The 19652-nt window shown below is 35.1% G+C and carries 15 protein-coding genes; all 15 read right to left on the bottom strand.

Annotation, left to right across the window (positions count from 1 at the left end):
* Window positions 1-3 precede the first annotated feature (3 nt).
* Window positions 4-2376 carry an accessory Sec system translocase SecA2 gene (gene secA2 / locus HMPREF0851_RS12390; RefSeq protein WP_000472362.1) on the bottom strand — a complete coding sequence of 791 codons (2373 nt, stop codon included), beginning with the start codon at window positions 2374-2376 and terminating at the stop codon, window positions 4-6.
* Window positions 2369-2809 carry an accessory Sec system protein Asp3 gene (gene asp3 / locus HMPREF0851_RS12385; protein WP_000584516.1) on the bottom strand — a complete coding sequence of 147 codons (441 nt, stop codon included), beginning with the start codon at window positions 2807-2809 and terminating at the stop codon, window positions 2369-2371. Before asp3 ends, secA2 begins: the two co-directional genes overlap by 8 nt.
* Complete coding sequence (gene asp2, locus HMPREF0851_RS12380; protein ID WP_000031245.1) at window positions 2806-4341, bottom strand: accessory Sec system protein Asp2; 1536 nt, start codon at window positions 4339-4341, stop codon at window positions 2806-2808. Before asp2 ends, asp3 begins: the two co-directional genes overlap by 4 nt.
* A complete protein-coding gene (gene asp1, locus HMPREF0851_RS12375; protein ID WP_000291168.1) occupies window positions 4325-5905 on the bottom strand; it encodes an accessory Sec system protein Asp1 in 1581 nt (526 codons plus the stop codon). The genes asp2 and asp1 overlap by 17 nt, the downstream gene beginning before the upstream one ends.
* A gap of 9 nt (window positions 5906-5914) precedes the next feature.
* Window positions 5915-7132: an accessory Sec system protein translocase subunit SecY2 gene (gene secY2 / locus HMPREF0851_RS12370; RefSeq protein ID WP_009014387.1), complete on the bottom strand. Its 1218-nt coding sequence runs from the start codon at window positions 7130-7132 to the stop codon at window positions 5915-5917.
* A gap of 64 nt (window positions 7133-7196) precedes the next feature.
* Window positions 7197-8087 (bottom strand): glycosyltransferase family 2 protein, encoded by an 891-nt coding sequence (locus HMPREF0851_RS12365; protein WP_000343871.1) that lies wholly within the window; start codon window positions 8085-8087, stop codon window positions 7197-7199.
* 5 nt (window positions 8088-8092) lie between these two features.
* Window positions 8093-9286 carry a glycosyltransferase family 8 protein gene (locus HMPREF0851_RS12360; protein WP_001232124.1) on the bottom strand — a complete coding sequence of 398 codons (1194 nt, stop codon included), beginning with the start codon at window positions 9284-9286 and terminating at the stop codon, window positions 8093-8095.
* A gap of 8 nt (window positions 9287-9294) precedes the next feature.
* Window positions 9295-10515, bottom strand: coding sequence for a glycosyltransferase (locus HMPREF0851_RS12355; protein WP_009014385.1), 1221 nt, complete (start codon window positions 10513-10515; stop codon window positions 9295-9297).
* A 98-nt stretch (window positions 10516-10613) separates the two neighbouring features.
* Entirely contained in the window at window positions 10614-13058 is a 2445-nt protein-coding gene (locus HMPREF0851_RS12350) for an SP_1767 family glycosyltransferase (RefSeq protein WP_001044146.1), read from the bottom strand.
* A 9-nt stretch (window positions 13059-13067) separates the two neighbouring features.
* Window positions 13068-14078, bottom strand: coding sequence for a sugar transferase (locus HMPREF0851_RS12345; RefSeq protein ID WP_000766252.1), 1011 nt, complete (start codon window positions 14076-14078; stop codon window positions 13068-13070).
* A gap of 27 nt (window positions 14079-14105) precedes the next feature.
* A complete protein-coding gene (locus tag HMPREF0851_RS12340) occupies window positions 14106-14978 on the bottom strand; it encodes a glycosyltransferase family 2 protein (protein WP_000343869.1) in 873 nt (290 codons plus the stop codon).
* 10 nt (window positions 14979-14988) lie between these two features.
* Complete coding sequence (locus HMPREF0851_RS12335; RefSeq protein WP_000379909.1) at window positions 14989-16197, bottom strand: glycosyltransferase; 1209 nt, start codon at window positions 16195-16197, stop codon at window positions 14989-14991.
* 9 nt (window positions 16198-16206) lie between these two features.
* Window positions 16207-17085 carry an acyltransferase gene (locus tag HMPREF0851_RS12330; RefSeq protein ID WP_000726555.1) on the bottom strand — a complete coding sequence of 293 codons (879 nt, stop codon included), beginning with the start codon at window positions 17083-17085 and terminating at the stop codon, window positions 16207-16209.
* Window positions 17082-19166 carry a glycosyltransferase gene (locus HMPREF0851_RS12325; protein WP_000136659.1) on the bottom strand — a complete coding sequence of 695 codons (2085 nt, stop codon included), beginning with the start codon at window positions 19164-19166 and terminating at the stop codon, window positions 17082-17084. The genes HMPREF0851_RS12330 and HMPREF0851_RS12325 overlap by 4 nt, the downstream gene beginning before the upstream one ends.
* A gap of 155 nt (window positions 19167-19321) precedes the next feature.
* On the bottom strand, window positions 19322-19652 hold a 331-nt coding region (locus HMPREF0851_RS15895; protein ID WP_156790869.1), incomplete at its 5' end, for an LPXTG cell wall anchor domain-containing protein.

Genomic DNA, 19652 nt, shown 5'->3' with positions numbered 1-19652 from the left:
TTTTTATGGGAAATGAGTCATAATCTCACCCTTAGGAGTGACTTCAACTAAGCCCATCAGGAGATTACGCACCATATCCGCACGGATTTGTTCTTTCATGGTTTCAAAGCCTGCATAGGCCTCTTGATAGTACTCTACAATTGGATTTTTCTGACTAGCAGACTGGCCACCGATAGCCATTGTTAATTGCTGAAGATAATCTACCTGCTCAACCCAATTGTCATCAATGGCTTTAAGTAGTGAGAGGCGTAAAAACTGTTCATACAAGCCATGTTGCTCAAGCAATTCTTTCTTTTCAGAAAGTTCTTTATCAATCACCTGCTTCATAAAGCTACGAACTGCAGTCTTGTCAGTCACATCTATATGATCTGGAACCTCTTTAATGTGAAAACTAATATTGGTCACAAGAAAATGGAAGAGTAACTCTCGGCTTTCATAATTTGAAGAGGTCACTTGATCTATATAACTAGCAATGATTTCCTCTACAACATCCTCTAAGTCACGAGAACCATCTATTAGACGATTACGCTCCTTGTAAATCATATCCCGTTGAATATTCATACTTTCAGCATATTCTAGAGTCTGACGACGCGCCGAACGTCCAGCACTATCACTGGCATGTTGAGCCTTTTCGACTAGCCTTCGGTATTTACGACCTTTCAGTACTTCTGGTTGAGTCATATCTTGAACCTGATAGTCTTTGTACTTTTTATGAACCCAAGATGGACCAAATTTCTTGATAACATCGTCCTCCAAGGATACAAAAAACTTACTCATCCCGGGATCTCCTTGGCGACCAGAACGACCACGAATTTGCAGGTCAATTCGTTGACTTTCCATCCGCTCCGTTCCAATAACAATCAAGCCACCAAGTTCTTCAACTCCCTTACCTAGCTTAATATCCGTACCACGCCCTGCCATAGAGGTAGCCACTGTCACAGCCCCCATCTGACCTGACTCGGAGATAATCTGGGCCTCACGCGCCGCATTATTAGCATTTAAAACATTATGAGCAATTCCCTCTCGGAGCAAGAGTGACGAATAAAGCTGAGACATTTCAACCGAGCCAACAAAAACGAGTAAGGGATTCCCCTTGGCATGATATTCTTTGATGTACTCCAAGGACGCATACACTTTTTCAGGTAAAGTGACGTAGAGATTATCTGGATAGTCAATCCGTTGTCTAGGACGATTGGTTGGAATGCGCACTACCGACATATTGTAGGTTTCAATAAACTCTTTTTCTGCGACCTTACCTGTCCCTGTCATACCAGATATCTTATTGAACATTTTAAAAAGACTCTGATAGGTGACAGAAGCCATGGCCCTCGTTTCTGGAGATAATTTGACATGTTCCTTGGCTTCAATAGCCTGATGGAGACCTCCCTGTAGTTTAGTCATCTCCATTAGACGACCTGTTCCCTTATCTACCAGTACCATTTCATCCCCACGAATGACATAGTCTTTATCTTTGGTAAAGAGTTTATGGGCTCGAATCGCATACACTAAATGGCGAGCAAAAACCGCATGTTCTTCCTTGTAAAAATGATCTATTCCTAGGAAGCTTTCAGCAGCTTTAGCCCCCTTGGTAGTGAGCCAAATCTCATCCTTCTCCTCCTTAAAGATATAGTCCTCCCCTTCTACCAAAGTCGTTACCAACGTATCAATAATACCATAATGATTAGACTGAACCCGCGGGGCTCCTGCAATGATAAGAGGTGTCTGAGCGCTATCCAACAAGATATCATCAATCTCATCAATAATGACATAATCAAAAGGACGCAAAAATTTTCCTTCCTCATTTGAGGCCAGATTATCATTTAAATAATCAAAACCTAAATTGCTATTAGTTGTATAGATGATGTCTGATGCATAAATTCTTTTTTTCTCTTCTGACGTCAATTCCTCTTTTGGATCATCTGTAAAAGGTATCCCAATTGTCAAGCCTAAGAAACGGTAAACTTGTCCCATCTCCTCGGCATCGCGTTTAGCTAGATAGTCATTGGTGGTAATCAGCATGGTTCCTTTTCCTGTCAAGGCATTGAGATAAATAGGCATAGTAGCTGTCAAGGTTTTTCCCTCACCTGTATTCATCTCAGCGACATTTCCCTGATGGATAACAATCCCACCCATAACTTGGACATCATAGGGGAACATACCCAATACGCGTTTATCCACTTCACGAACAACTGCAAAAGCTTCCACTAGAAGATCATCTACCGTCTCTCCTTTAGCAAGACGTTGGCGAAACTCCACTGTTTTTGCCGCTAATTCTTGGTCTGATAGAGAGGACATCTTTCCTTTAAGAGCATTAATCTTTTTTAAAATTCTCTTAACTTTCCGAAGTTGGATTTTTTGATAAAAACCTTTAAACACGATTTAACTCCTTAATTGAAAAAGAATAGAAATCTAAGGATTCAAAACCAGCACTTAGAAGAGAGACTTGGTAGGTATAGCTACCATCAGGATAGGTAAAATCAAAGATTTTCATTTTTTCAATTTTCTCTTCAATCACATCCCCATATCTATCAAAAAAGGCAATCTTTGTATAGACTCCATTGGTAGGATGACATTCATAATTCATACATAATTGATAATCCTGTTTTTTCTTCAGCAAAGGGAGACTGGGCTGAGTTCTAAAAGCTTGATAATTCACACTGGAAAACCATGTTTTTAAGATTTCTCCTGATGGCACCAAGGGATTATATAGACTAATATGTTTATCTTCGTGATAGGTCACCTTACTACCATGCATAAATGTCTCCCCAACTTCTCCCCACTCTATTCCTTGTCTTTGTTTGATAATCATTCATCACCTCTCCCAAAATCTGCTTCTAAGACCATACGATAAAAGTGCAAAAACCAAACCACATTGGTATTTGTATCATCATTATGTCGTCCCGCTGTTCCTTTGGAAAGTATTTTCGCTCCTGTATGACATAAGTGATCAACTAGTTGTTCATAAGCATGACTATCCATATCTTCATCCTTCATATAGGAAAGACCAAAAGTTGTCTGTGTAAAATCTGCCTTTTTAAAAGCATTCCAAAAACGTTGATCCAAATCTTCCATATGTTGGAAACTAACTCCACCAGTCTGATGTCTCAGAACATCAAATCCTGTATTAAATACTCCTGGTGCCTCTAAACGCCCTCGTCTTGCAATAGTCCCGATATTAGCTAATGGCTTACCGACAATAACTGCGCGTGGCTCAAAAGTGGCTCCGTAGTAGAGCGATGGAAATGTTCCCATTGATAAGCCTGATAAAATCAAATCTTTAGATGTCAAACCAAGATAATCTAAATAATATTGAATGGTTTCCTTAACCTTATTCTCTAATTCTTCGCTCCCCAGGTAAAAGGCACCACCTTCAATACGAGGATCCGAGAATAGAAGAAAAGGACATCCTAAATTTTTCATCATCCAATATCCCTCGAATCCCTCGGCAGGACGAAAACCTGCAAAATAAACAGCTAAAGGGGGCTTGAAATCACCCGGATGGAAAAAGTAGTTAATTTCATCATGCTTACTATCATGTAGGATATTCCCACCTAAAACAAACTTCCCGAACTGTTTACGACTCCAGCGCTGATGAAGAGTACCAATCTTTAAAATTCCCTGACCTCGTGCTTCTACAGATATGGCGAGATAGCAATCTCCCTCTTTATTTTCCATAATGAGTGCTTGCTCTAGGTCATTTTCAGTCACTAGGATTTCTTCAAAAATTTCATCAACAGACCCACTCCATATCTTATGAATGACCAATCGTAACTCACAATTACCTTGTTTTTCATACTCCAACCATAGTTCTATGGGTAAGTTTTTATTGACCGTAAAATTATAAGACCAGTATGCTAGTTGTTGAAAATCATTCCCAAAATTTCCTTCTAATCTCACATATTCGAATCCTTGATAGGAAATAGCTCCTTCAAAGGAAGGATTAACTTGGATACTATATGGGAATAACTTATCACCATATCCCCCACCAAAGAGAGATGTTGATAAATCATTGATTAATTGCTGGGGATCGGAGAAATCTACAGCCTGAGCACAACGCTTTTTTAAGCAATCAAGAATACCCAAATCTGTCGTTTTAAACTCTTGATTATAAAACAAAGTATAAGGTTCAATATGGTGAATAAAGGGTAATAAATCTCTTATATACTGACCATCCTCAATCAAAATTGCATGAAAATTTATGATGCTATCCATTTCCATCATTTTACGAAGGGCTAGCGGTGAGTTGGGACAAAAATAATACCAATCCATATTTTCAGGAATTTCATAATGATGAGCCCAATTATCAATCCCTATCTGTAGGATTTTATAGTCCTTTGACATCAGTAACCTCCTCAATCCAGTGATGCAACTTATCTAAGAATCGTTGTCCAGTATGTTCTTTGATTTTATCAATAGAGTATACTAGAGCTTGATTCCACTCTTTTAGTCTATCTGTATAGTAATGTGCAGCCTTAGAAAATTCTGTCACGTCTGAAATCAAATAACCATTTTTCAAATGTTCCACATAGACGGTTTCAACCTGATTAATCTGAGGAATTCCCGCACTAATACCTGCGATTTGAGTATAGAGGTGTGGTTGTTTATTCAAATCCACAATCAAACGAACAAACTCTAGCGTCTTAATCAAATCCAACTCATCATTCATGTTGACAAATTGAAAACGTAGTTCCTGCTCTTGATTTTCTTCTAAAGGATTTTCTGCCCCACCGTAGTCTACTCCTTTTTCTAAACTATCCGTATGGATTTGTTTCTGAATGATTTCATTGACAAGTGATTCCACTTCCTCCATTTGTTCCTGACTAGCAGAAAAAGCTCCAAAAATGACTTCTGTATTTTTTGTTTCAGCAATAAATGATAAAACCTGAAATAGGGCTTGTCTATCAATTCCTTGAGAAAAATCTAATTGATAGTAAAGTATTGATTCTTTTCGAGTCTGACTTCTCCCTAATCGCAAACGCGTATCAAAAGGAGAGAGATGATAAAACTTATCTGATAGTTTAGGATATAGTTCCTGCAAAAGTTGTAAACTATCCTCTCTATCCACCAACACTAAACTAGATCGATCAACCGATACTGATAACTCTCTAAAGGTGTTCTGTGAATTACGATTGATAAAAAGACTCAAAATTTTAGGATTAGCACTTGGAATGTGATCAAAGATAAACTGATTATGATGAGGATGAGAAGGGATGATGAAAATATCCTGTTTTTTCTGTTGCTTTTGCAGATATTTATCAAAATATTCTGCGATTAGTTGACTCATATCAGTGTAGTGAAGCTGTTTAAAACGGTAACCAAATATTGGATTTACCTCTACTCGTCCTCCCTCGTTTAGATGTTCTCTAAATCTCCAAATTCCTTTAGGATCCAAATAGTCTTGATAGGTAGGCTGTCCTTTATCAAAATAAATAACACTCGATACAAAGCCACGATCATCCATGATATAATTCTTGCTTATTTGTCCATCGAGATCAAAATATTGAATCTCACTGATAAACCCTTCTACTCCATGCTCCACTTTAGCATATTTTTCACCATTTTTTTGTACTACTATTGTAAAAGGACTATAAATAAATTGACAATCACTATCCCACTCTATATCTCTCAAATTAAGAACCTGGGTGTGTATATCTTGCAAGTCTTGCATGTCATCAAAGATAGAATAGACTTCTGTCTCTAAGACACCATGTCTATGTAAAAAATAACGCAAATGTGGCTGATAGGCTAATACGAGTAGTCGAGATGGTATACCTTGCCTTTGAAACAGCCTAATTTGATTAAAAGTATCATCAAATTCAAATCTAAAATAAGAATGATACCATGGAATCAAATCAGCATGCCATTGACGGGTTGAACCATACCAAGCTGGAATAAAATAATACATAAAATCCTCCTAAATCAAGGGTTTATAGGTTTCATTTAGTCTCAAAGCCTTCATTTCATCTTTGATTGTAAAAATCATACCTCCAAACATCATAAATAAACCTGGAATCATAGCAATCCTCAATAAATTTTCATCAGATAAAACAAATAACATTGGAGTACCTGCCATCAAAACATTAAAGATTCCTCCTATGATCGAAAATCGAAATACTAATCGATTAATAAAACGACTTGTTTCCTCACCTGGATAAACTCCATATATATACTCCCCAGATTTCTTCATACGATCAGATATTTGGTCTCCACTCATATTGACAAAAGCAAAAGCAATACTAAATAAAAAAATCATGGCAATGTATGAGTAAATCCATAATGGTTTTCCGACTCCATATTGAGCTGATAGTTCAGAGAAGACTGATGACTTTGGAAAAAGAGTCTGTAACAATAAAAAAATATAGGTAGGCAAACTTAAAAAGCTCATCACATACATAAAAGGCATACCACCAGCAGGATTTAACATGATTTCAAAATAAGAATAACGTTTAAAACGACTACGTAAGCCAATTTTATGAACTGGTAGACGATAGCGCGCTCTATACATGAGCACCATCATATAGGTCAATACAATACTACTCAATGCAATCAATATCATTATTCCCATAGAAATTCGAACAAGCTGAAATGTACTTAAAATATCTTGTGGAATATTTAAAACAATACTAGACAGTAAAATGATCACCGAGCCACCTACTCCAAGTTGCGCGTTTAAATCGGATAACCATACTAGGAAGAAGGCTCCTGCTATTAATAACATGGTATTTAATACAGTTACCAAGAGTGATGAATAAAGATGCTGGATTGGTAGATTCAACGAGAGCGCTAAAGATTGAATCAAAGCAATAACCAGTGTTAAATACATCTTCCTTCTATCTTGAACTTCTACGGCACCCGAAGAAATATTCAATTTCTTAGAAAAGGAAAGTAATTGCCATAAAATCATAGCTGACATCCAAGGGGATAATCCAACAGAAAAAATTGATAAACTTCTCAGATTTCCTCCTAGAAGGGCGGTTGAAAACGCCAAATATGCCGTTGACCCACCTAGAAAGTCTCTACTATTCAAATCAACAAAAGGAAGGGTAATACGACTTCCCAATACATAAATAAACAGCAGAAATAAGGTTGTTAATCCTTTTTTTACTGCCATTGATGAGTAAATTTTTTTCACAAAATAATCCTTCTCTCTTACTGTTAATCTAATCTTTTGTAATAAAAATAGTGATGTTACAACTTTAGTTTTGTTCTACTTCAAAAAAGAGCTTCAATCTAAAACAAATATCTTTATATTCCTCAGTATCTGTTAATTGATGGTATTCTAAAGTTTGCTTGTAATCCTTTAAAAGGTTGACAAATCGAATGCGCATAACTGAAACGTCTAATCCAGCTAAAACAAGATCTGATATTTTCTTGGAAAATACTTCAACTAAATCTCTTGACCAAGAAAGATCAAAATCAGTCCCCATAATACTACCTGAACGTCTTCTATAAAGGTAAAGATTATCGTTAATAAACACCGTTTTTTTACTTCTTAAAAAAATTCTATGGGTAGAAGCTTCGTCATCAAACCTTCTACCATGAGTAAACGAAACATCTTTGAACAAATCTTTTTTATACAATTTCGCAACTGTTACTATAAAAGCTGAACTATTCCATTGCCATGCTCCTGCCTGTCTGTCTATTAATTCTTGTGGAGATAACACTTCTACACAATAATTATCGTCCGTGATGTAATAATAAAAATTACCATCACTTTCGTCATAAATGTAATAGTTTCCTACAGCTATATCGGCATCTTTTTCCTTTATTTGAGTATACAGAACCTCAATCATTCTATCAACTGCAACATCATCGGAATCTACAATCACAACATATTGACCATTAGACTGTTGAATGCCAAAATTTCTTGCAACTGCCACACCTTCGTTCTTTTTATGAAATACTTTAACCCGAGAATCTTTTTCTGCTAATTCATCACAGATTTCAATAGAAGCATCTGTTGATCCATCGTCTACTAATATAATCTCAATATTAGAATATGTTTGTTTTCTAAGACTCTCAACACACTCTACTAAATACTTTTCCGTATTGTATATAGGAACTATCACACTAATTAATTCGTCCATTATCACTATCCCTCTAACTTTTTAATTGCATTAACTAAAGCTTCTGGTTCTTCCACACAAAAGACACCGTCATAGATTCCATCATCCATACTTTTACGCGTTTTGTCAAAAGCCAAGATTTTCTTGCCTCTTTCTTGTGCCCTTGTAACTACATTAAAGACCTCTTCACCTGTATTAATATCTAAATAAACGCTAGAATCATCCAATAACCAGTCAATTCTTTGATGAAGTATAGACTGATACAGAGTCATGTTGGTATAAGTAGATAACTTAGTCAGAGAATCAATACAGAAAACAGGAGCTGCAACATGAAAATGCCAATCAGGTAACTGTTGTAACAAATACTCTAAATGTTTGACATCTGCACTCCATGTCACAACCATAGCCTGTTTTTGAGATTGATTACTTCGTTCAAAGTAATTCAAACTAGAACGCCTAAAAGCAATCTCTGACCAATCCAAATCTCTATAAGTCCACCATAATTCACGCAATCTAGATATACTATACGTATTCCACGGTTTATCATGACTAGCGTAGTGAACAACTACAGGTGGATTATCATCCAAACGTTCACATTCTTGGCCAAGATGATAAATATCTACACCTACCATATAATTATATATTTCATCTAACGTTAGCCAATTTTCCTCAAAATAAATATTTAAAATACTCTGATCCCCAAGATGAACAGCTTGATTCTGTTCTGCTGCTAATTCTAATAAACTATTGACAATAGAATGCTCTTTCCACTTTGCAACATCCATCAACAAAACTCCAGAATTAAAGCCAGATTTCCGCCCCTCATAAGCATAAACATCATCAACAGCTCCAATATAATATCCCTTAAAATCTATTTTAAAGAGAGAACTTAGATCCCCTGTTACAATGATATCTGAATCCAGATACAATACCCTATCAGCATCAACTACTTCCGTCGCAAAAAATCTAAAATAAGAAGCATAATTTAAATGTGGTCCTGTTTTATAACCTTCAAAAAGTTCTTTATTCAAGTGTACATTGTGAATGGTAGAATTCACAACTTCCATTTTCCTTCCCAATAGTTTAAACCATTCGGGAGCTATATCACTATTCAAAATATAAAAATCAACATCCCTATTGTGATACAATACAGACTTTATAGTCGTCTCCAAAGGAATAAGATAGGCATTATCTGCCGCTAATGCTATTGATTTTCTCATACTGTTCTCTACCTCATATAAGATTTGATTGCGTCTACTAAATCTTCTGGTTTTTTAGTTGAATAGAGTCCTGCATAACAATCATCAGTTAGTTCTTCATATCTACTGCTTTCAAAACTAAACATGGGTTTATTATATTTCTTCACCAAATCATAGATATATACTAGTTTATGGTCTAAATTCAAATCTAAATAAATATCTGAACTCTGTAGAAGTTTTTCTACCAAAATAGGAAAAGAATTAGGATAAAGGGTCACATTTTGATACTTAGATAATCTCTTTAATTCATCCGACATAAAAGTATGAGCAGCAATATAAAAATGTACTTCCGGCAATTGTTCAACTAGATAATCAATTTTTTCTACACACCAAGAATTAGTTAAATTCATACAAGTTAATTTGGGTTCATAAATATCTGCAGAATACCATACTCCCTTTTCTTTCCAAGTAGATACGATATAACTCCATTCCATAAAAGAATATTTCCACCACTCTTCTCTCAAACGTCCAACCGAAAACTGCTTCCACGGTTTATCAGGAGAAATATAGTGCAAAATTTTTGGAAGGGGTGTTAGTGAAATTTCAAAAACAAAAGCATGATTTTTTTCAGCTGCACCAGCATCAAAACCTATTTGAAAATTATAGGTATCCTCTAGCTGGTAACAACTATTTTGAAAAAGAATATTGAGAATAGATTGATCTCCTTCTCCTACATTTTCATGTTCTTTCTCAGTTAATTCAACTAACTGCTGACGAATATTATTTGATTTCCATTTTTTGTTGTTAATCAACAGAACCCCAGCATTGAAGCCAACTCCAGCTCCAAAGCAAGAACGAGCTGCTGCCAGATAATTTTCACCCAATTCAAATTCAAATAAAGGTGTTAAATCACCTGTTACAACTAAATCACTATCAAGATAGAGCACTTTATCTTCTTTAACAAAGTCTGGAATAAAATAACGTGCAAAGGTCATGTGATTGATATGCGGTAGTTTATTTGACCAGTTCATTTGAAACTGTTGCCCTATTAACTTGCAATCAATCAAATCGCCCCCAATATCTTGTACATACATCCTTAATCTATTGAACCATTCTTGGGGAATGTCTTGATTCAATACATAAATTTTCACATGACTATTATGCCTACAGAGTGACTTCATCGCCGTTTCGATTTGTCGAATATAAGCATAATCTCCTGCGAATACTACAGTGCGATTGGTATTTCTCATTTCAAATCCTTATCATCTATTTTTAATAGTCTAGTATATCCTTAGACACAAATGTACATATATAGCTACTTGTATCAATGCTAGGATGTATTCATACTCTAGTTTAATATTCTTGCAACAATCTGATTATTATACGTGTCATCCTCAATGAATTCAATATCTTGATCAAAATTGTATTCTGCTGTATGTTTGTGCGCAAATTTAACCTTTGTCTTGGCACCCATCTTCATCCACTCATACTCGGAGTCGATATGACCAATATCTAATACTTGGTATCCCTTTTGACTCAAATGATAAGCTAAAACTTTTGCTGTAGGGCCAAGCATACATAAAATCAAGCGACCAGCCGCATGCTTTTCTATTTCTTGTTCAATTTCATAAACACTTGAAAAAGCATTATGAGAAGGACAAACAATCCGCTTAATAGAATTTGCCTCATCGAACAAATCATTCCCTACACCTGAACGAGAAGTCTCACCTTCGACTATCAGTAGATCACGGTTTTTCCAGATACTTTTCAATTTTTCAAATTGAGCTTTAGCTTGACTCTTATCTTCAAAATCAATATAAGGACGAGATACAAAGGTGGAACCATACCATGAATCGCTACATAGTTCTCTGTAAAAATCCATATAATGATCCATGTGATTTTTCCAAAATGGAATCGCCCACGATGTAAATCTGAAACGATCTGTAAAGGCATCAGGAAGGCACACGACTAAATCTTCTCGACTTTCTTGGACAATAATATCTCTCATGGTTGAAACCAACTCTTCATCATAATCCTGGTAGGGAATCGAATGTCCTGCAAGCACATTAATTTCTCCATCCCCAAAACGGACTAAAGAAGAGTTGTGTTCAATAATATAATCCAAGGTTTCATCTATCCCTTTGACCTGTATTGGAACAAGCTGTTCTTCTAGACTATCTTTATTTATCAATTTTTGCAAATCAGCTAACATTCGTTCAGGATGTTCACTAGAATACAATCTTTGACCATTATTCCCATTTTGAGATTTATAAAAAGCTAATATAGGTTTAGATAGATGAGTCATTTCTGCAACCATATCTGCTGTTGAAGTCAGTAAGTTGATATCTAAATAAACATCCATCTTTTCCTTCAACTCTTCTAGCTTATCTCTTGAAATTGCTGGATAAAGTTGAATATTAGGATAACGATTAGATAAATCATATAATTTTGGCCCCATATCTGTCCATGCTGCTACTTGAAAAACAACATTGGGTAAGTGTTCAGCCAAATAGTCTAGCTGTTCAATATCCTGAGAAGCCGTAAACGTTAAACAAGTCAAACTTGGAAGTTGTCGAAAACAGGTAAGATGTCCTTTTTTCTTAAAATCTTTAATGGCATCAATCATAAAGGAAACTTTCCCATTTTCGAAAACGATTTGTCCTAAATTTCCATGCTGAGTCGATTGAAAAGCTAATAGCGTTTTTTCTTGTTCTTTCAAAGATTTTAAAAAGTTCTCATCTGCATTACCATGATTGATATCCAAATAAAGATTTGTTAACTTTTTCAACTTATCTAACACAGGAGGAACGATCTGTGGATGCAATCTCACATTATCATGTACAGCTAATTTTGTTAGCTTATCACCCATATCCGTCCAAGCCGCGATATGAAATACCACATATGGTAGAGCTGTGACTAACTCTTCTATTCCTTCTAAATCTTGGGAATTAGTCAAAGTTAAACAAGAAAATTCCTTATCTAGAGGCGATAGTAGTTCAAACTCTCCTATATGATGTTGTAAAATTTGAGTCCACTCCAAATCATGGAATTCCCACCATAAATCACGGTAACGATTGGCTATCAAAGTAGTCCAAGGTTTTCTGTAGGTCGTAAAATGAATCACCACTGGTTTGTCATTAAAAGCTAAATGAGCTTGCCAATTATTATACAAAGCTACAATATCATGTCCCACTTGTAAATTATAAGTTCTATCTAACTCTAACCAATCATCTTGTAAGACCTGATTAAAAATTGTTTGATCACCATTAAAGTGTTCAAAACGGCCTTCTTCAACCTCCCTAATTGTTACAATAGACTGTTCAATTAGCCGCTCTTTTAATTTTTCTTGACGACACTTCTGATTATCGAGTAGTAAAACACCAGTGTTAAATGTTATTCCATCTGTATCTTTAACTGCTGCGAGTAATTTATTCTCTAAATCAATACTAAATAATTTCTCCAAAGAAGTATTCACAATCAAGTCACTGTCTAAATATAAAACCTTAGCTTCCGGAATATAATCTGGGATAAAATATCTAGCATATGCAATACTGCTAATATGATCTTGCTTGGTCCAATTCTGAAACACAGTTTGTTCAGGTAGTTTAATATCAATAACCTCACTACCTAACATTCGAGCAATCTTGCGTGGCTTACGAAACCAATCTGGCATGATATCTTGATTTAAAATATAAATTTTAACATCCCGATTGTGGTATAGAATAGACTTTATGGTTGTTTCTAACTGCCTGGTGTAATTACGATCCCCAGCTAATACAATTGTTTTGTTCATCTCATTCCCTTAATCAATTCCCAAATGATAGATTGCATCTACCAATAACTTTTTAGTGAAATAACCTTCTTTTAACAGATAGCTAAAGGTTTTTATCCGATTTATCATTTCTTGATATTCTTGTGCATTCATTTTATCAACTATCTCATGAGCTTCTTCCAGACTATTCACCACAAAGCCCAAGCCTTGATCTACTATAAATTTAGCAGTTGATAAGCTACTCGGTACAATGACTGGGAGACCAGCTGTTAGATAGGTACTAACCTTATGAGATATATTCAGAGTGTAATATTGGTTACTTTCTACATCATTTTGATGAGTTCCCCAGACAAGACCAAATCCACCTTTTGATAATTCTAGCAATAGTTCCTCATCTTTTTTCCATCCTTCAATGCTAAGATTTCTAGCACTAGAACTAGCCTCCCCTTTATTTGAAAATACTCTTAAAGGCGTATCTTGAGACCAATTTTGTAAGTCTGGGAAACGCTCTAAACTTCCAGCAAAAAAGAGTTCTTTTTTTAACTCTGGGGTATATAAGGACAAATCATGAGGATGATCCCACATACCTTGAACAAGGATTTTCTTAGTTGTCAAGCCTTCTTCCATCAGGCGTTCTTTCATCTGTTCAGATGGAACAATCAAAACGTCCGATAGATTATACATGTACATATACTCTTTCATGAGATAATAGTTACTATCAAACATGAGAGGAACAACATCATGGATAAAGCAAATAATTTTCACCTGCATATCCTTTAGTTTGTCAAAAAAGAGACGATCAAACTCAAAGCCATTCCAAGTTGGAGACTGAAAAACTAATATATCTCCAATGGAAATACTGGCCATGATGCCGTCCAGACGCTTATTCATTTCAGAAGGACTGTCTGAAGCAATATTGTAAAAATAAATACCAACCTCTCTAAATCCCAGTTGACTTGCTATTTTTTGTACAGCATTTTGAGCTAGAATAACAGTGCTATCACCAGCCATACCGTATAAGTTTGTTAAATGTAGTTTCATATTGTATTTCTCATTATTTATCAATATCTACGGAAGTAAAGATAATTTTTCCATCATTCTTCTATAAATCTCTGTAAATTGCATATTTTGTTCTTCTAATTTTGCTATTGCTCTTTGTAATCTATTTTTATAAATCAAAATATGATTGGTCAAATCATAATTCAAACTTGCTAAAATAGCGAGTTTTTCTTCCCTGGCTTCAATTTCATCATATATACGCTTTTCACTCCATATATTCGATAAAGTACCAGTCAGACCAACACGGTACCAATAAATATAACTATTTAAATAGACAACCCGTGAAGCCTTTAGAAGTACTTTCCATGTCCAGTAAGTATCTTCCGCAATTTTTCCTAAAGGAAATGGCAAATTTTCTAATAGCTCTCTCTTGAATAATTTCAAATAAGCTACAGTCCAATTCCCATTTCTCATTTCTTCGAGACCTTCTCTATTGATGATTTCTTTTCCTTCTATCACTTCAAGAGAATCATCTGGATTAGAATCATAAAATAAATATTGGCAGCGCGAATTATCATAACAATTAAAACGTCCGATACTAATATCCGCATTTCCCTTTCTCAAAGCACCATATAATCGGTCTAAAGCATCATGTTCCAACCAATCATCAGAGTCTACAAAAGTAAGATAGGACCCTTTTGATTGTCTTATTCCATAATTACGTGCGTCTGATAGGCCTCCATTTTCTTTTTCAAAATATTTGAAACGAGAATCTTTCTCAACATACTCTCTACAAATGTCTGCTGAATTATCCGGTGAACCATCATTTATCAACAAACACTCGAAATTTTGATATGTTTGAGCAGCAATACTATCCAAACACTGTCTCAAATAGTTTTCAACATTGTAAATTCGAACTATAATACTAATTAATTCATCCATAAGCTTGCAATTATTCTCCTAAAAACTGTTTAATAACTTTTACCATTTCCTTTGGCTCTTTTGAAGACAATATCTGACTTCGATTATTTGTATCATGACTCGTATTCTCAAAAGCAAATATTGGTTTCGATAAGTGGTGAACTTTTGAAATAATATTATCTATTTCCTGATTATGATTGATATCTAAATAAAAATCTAACTTACTCAGTATTTCTTGAGATTGATACGGTGTGTAATTGGGATAAAGAGATACATTTTTAAAACAGTTCAACGCTTGTACTCTCGGTCCAAAATAACTATGGGCAAAAATGTGAAAGTGAACATTAGAGAGGTTTTCTACTAGATATTCTATGTGTTCCAAATCTTGTGTATCTGTAAAAATCGCTGTATGAAATAAACTAACTGTTGCAATTTCACTAAACGATGTCGGTTTTGAATCCTTTTCTAACAAAATAGTTTGCCAATCCAAACCATTATAAAACCACCACAATTCTCTATATCTTGTTTTTAATGAATCATTCCACGGTTTATCTTTACCTTCAAAATGAATAATAGCAGGTTTATAGTTTTCATCCCAACTATTTAAAAACCACTCTGGCTTTTGAGCCCAATAACCCAATGTATCAAATCCAACCATGAAATTATAATGGGGAGATACTTTCTTCCACTTATTTTCAAACAATAGATTTAAGACTCCCTGATCACCATAGACTTCTTGATGTTTTTCTGCAGTCAACTCTAAAAGATTTTGACAAATATTATCAGTTTTCCACTTATGAACATTTACCATCATCATTCCTGCATTAAAAATATTTTTATACCAACCATCTGGAACGGCGATTATATAATTTTCTTCAAAATCTTTCTGAAATAACGAATCTATGTTCCTATGAACAATCATATCACAGTCCAAATACAAGGCTCTATCTTCTTTCACAAATTCTGCAATAAAATAGCGAAAATAAGTCATATACTTGATGTGTTCATCAGGAGTAGAAAAATGCTTTACTTTTTCTGCATCAATTTCTATATTCAAAATCTCACAATTAAGTTTTTCTAATCTCTTCTCCATCAGATAAAACCACTCTTTGGGGATATCTTCATTAAAAATATAAAATTTCAAATCTCTATTATGGTAACAAATAGATTTAATAGTTGTTTCCATTTTGTCACGATAATTATTATCTGCCCCTAAAACGATTGCTTTTTTTGTATCCATAGCTCCAAATTATCTTCTTTCTTTTACAACAAGATTCCCATCATTATAAACCACACTGTTTGCCGGAATGTCATTGCGTATGAGACAGCCTGCTCCGATAATGGTATTGTCCCCAATCGTCACTCCTTTTAAAATCGTGACATTACTTCCTATCCAGCAATCTCTTCCAACTCTAATTGGTGCTGTGGTCCACTGGCATTTTTCTATCTTTTCAGCAGTATAAACATGGTCGTGGTCGTAAAAACGAACACCCTCTCCCATCATGGTACCTGAACCAATTTCAATTCTTTCCATACAGTTAAAACTACAAGAGTTGTTGACAAAGACACCATCATGCAGTATTAACTTGCCAGAAGAAACATGAAAATTTTCAAAATTTCTACAAATGACATTGCTTCCGACAATTAAATCCGCTTTATTATTAATTTGAAATACATTCCAAGTCCCATCTTGAATGATTTTCTCTTGAAGATTGATGCCTACTCTAACTTCATTCAGATACTCTCTCACTCTAGAAACCAATTTATCTGGTGTACTTGATAGAAAAACTTCTTGTCCCTGATTTCCATGTGCAGTATTATCAAAAGCAAAGACAGGTTTCTCTTCCTGTACAAACCTCGATACAATAGCATCTACTTCTTGAAAGTGATTGATATCTAGTAAAAAGTCACACGTATTGACTAGAAAGTTTAGCCGTTCTTCATTTGTAATCGTTAGAAGACGGACATTATGGTTCGTTTCTAAACGACGGATTTTATCCGAAAACTGGACAGGTGCTGCAATATGAAAACAGATGTTCGGCAAGTTTTCAAGGAGATGATCCAACTCTTCAATCTGATCACTGACAGTCAAAATCAAGGCATCACCTAATAGATGTTTTTTCTTCATTGGCTTATTTCTCTTAATTTTTCAATCATTGTTTGAACCTGGTCAACAGCATATACCTCCTGACCTACTTCATAAGATTTGGTATTTTCAAATGCTAAGATAGGCTTGCCAAGTTTAGCAAATCGATTGAGAATTTCCTCTGTCTTTTCACCATGATTAATATCTAAAAGTACCTGACTGGTTTCTACCAATTCATTATCGACATCAAGTAAATAATGGATACCATTAAAAATAGTCACATTTGGATAAACCGTCATCTGAGCTAATCGATCACTGACCATCACTCTAGCTGCAATTTTAAACTGAATATCAGGCAAGGATTGAATCAATGTTTCAATTTGTTCAATGCGGTCTGAAGCTGTATAGATTAGACAAGTGAACGATTCTTTTACAGGATAAATATGAGATTTTTGTAATGGATGTAAATGATGATTTTGGCTCAATTCTGTCCATTCAAGGCCATGATAGTACCACCATACATCACGATAGGTTTGAGCTGCCAAATCTTTCCACGGTTTCCTATGAGAAAGGTAGTGAATAATAGCAGGATAATCCTGACCTTCTGGCAATTGATAATCAGTGAACTGCTTATGAATGACAATATGATTATAATCAAAGTCCAATTCCAGCCATTTATGTTCAAAAAGCATATTCAAAATACTCTGATCAGCCTGTTCCACCTTATCATGCCATTCATTGCTTAAATCAATTAATTTTTGGGTCATATTCTCTTTTTTCCAAAAAGCATTGTTGACCAATAGAACACCGGCATTAAAGATTTCTTGACCGAAATAAGCTCTGCCTCCAAAATCTCTAACAGAGGCCAAAGGATAATCTTGTAGGTCTGTGGCAAACAAGTCATCAAGATTTTTCGTTACAAGTAAATCACAGTCTAAGTAGAGAGCCTTGTCTTCTTGCACAAAATCAGCTATGAAATAGCGTAAAAACACTGTATAACTAATATCCGTTTTATAACGTGAAATTTGCTCAGAGGTCACCCGACAATTGATAATTTCTGAATCAAACTTCTCTAATCGCTTATTTAATTGTTTGATCCATTCATTTGGAAAATCGCTATTAATCAGATAAAAACGAATCAATCGATTATGGTAACAAATAGACTTGATAGTCGTTAAAACTTGGTCTACATAGGCATAATTTGCCGCTAGGACAATGGCTTTCTTTTCACTTGATTCTTGTACCGTTAACTGATTTAAAAGTCTTTTTTTTATTTCAAATTCTTTATATGTTGCTGTGTTAGATAAACCACTAGCTTGAGCGTTGGCGAGACTGACTTCCAACATCTGACGATAAACTGCCAGGTGTTTCTCTAGAGGATACCCCATATTAGCCAGCAGAGTAATACGCTCAGACATAGCATCAACTAAGGCGTGCATCCACTTTTCTGTCCAAGTTTTTGTAATACTCCCACTTCTCTGGCGATATGCGTACAGACCTTGATTTATATAGATTACTTTTTGAACCAATAAATATAGTTTTTGATTCATATACCCATCTTCACCAAGTTTACCTTTATCAAATCGAATATAATCGAACAAACTCGCTTTATAGAGTTTACCCCAAGCAGATATTAAAGCAAAACTCTTCATTTCTTGAGACTCATACAAGTTTTCAAATATAGACACATTATCAAATACTTTCTCATAATAGGAGTCACCATTTATATGAAAATAATACATCCCCTCATCTTCATTGTATGAATAGTAATTCCCGACTGAAACATCTGCTTGATACTCAGTTAATTTATTGTATAAAACTTCTACATAATCTTGCTCAATCCAATCATCCGAATCAACAAAAGTTACGTAGGAGCCAGTCATGCGTTCTAAACCTGCATTTCGTGCATCAGATAGACCACCATTTTCTTGTTCTACATAGGTAATTCGATTATCTTTTTGTGCATACTCTTGACAAATTTCACCCGAATTATCTGTAGAACCATCATTGACAACAATAATTTCGATATTTTTATATGTTTGTTTTATTACACTATCCAAACATTTATCTAGGTAATCTTCAACATTATAAACTGGCACAATTACCGTAATTTTTTCAGTCATGAAACTTCTCTCCTTTTCTAATATTATAACATTTTTTACTTTATTTTTCAGCTTCTATTCACTTTTAATATCAAAAAATCCCCTGGATGTTTTTTTCATCCAAGGGATTCTTCATAAATCGAAATAATAATACTTTCTATGTATTTTTAATCCAATTACTCTTCATCATCACGTTTCCGACGCTTAGCAACAAGACCTAGACCAGTCACAGCTGCCAAAGCACCAAGGAGTACAGATGATTTGGAAGCTTCTGTACCTGTATTTGGCAATTGCTGTCTTGACTTACCTGCTGATTCTGATGGCGTTTCAGAAGATGATGCGTCAGCTGATGCTGATGTGCTTGCTGATTGGCTTGCACTTGTTGATGCTGATTGGCTAGCTGACGTGCTTGCTGATTGGCTCGCACTTGTTGATGCTGATTCAGATGCACTTGTGCTTGCTGATTGGCTGGCACTTGTTGAAGCCGATTGACTTGCTGATGTGCTT

The organism is Streptococcus sp. M334, assembly GCF_000187745.1.
Taxonomy (GTDB): Bacteria; Bacillota; Bacilli; order Lactobacillales; family Streptococcaceae; genus Streptococcus.
The sequence above is the reverse complement of the archived record's forward strand: the minus strand, read 5'-3'. Positions and strand labels throughout refer to the sequence as shown.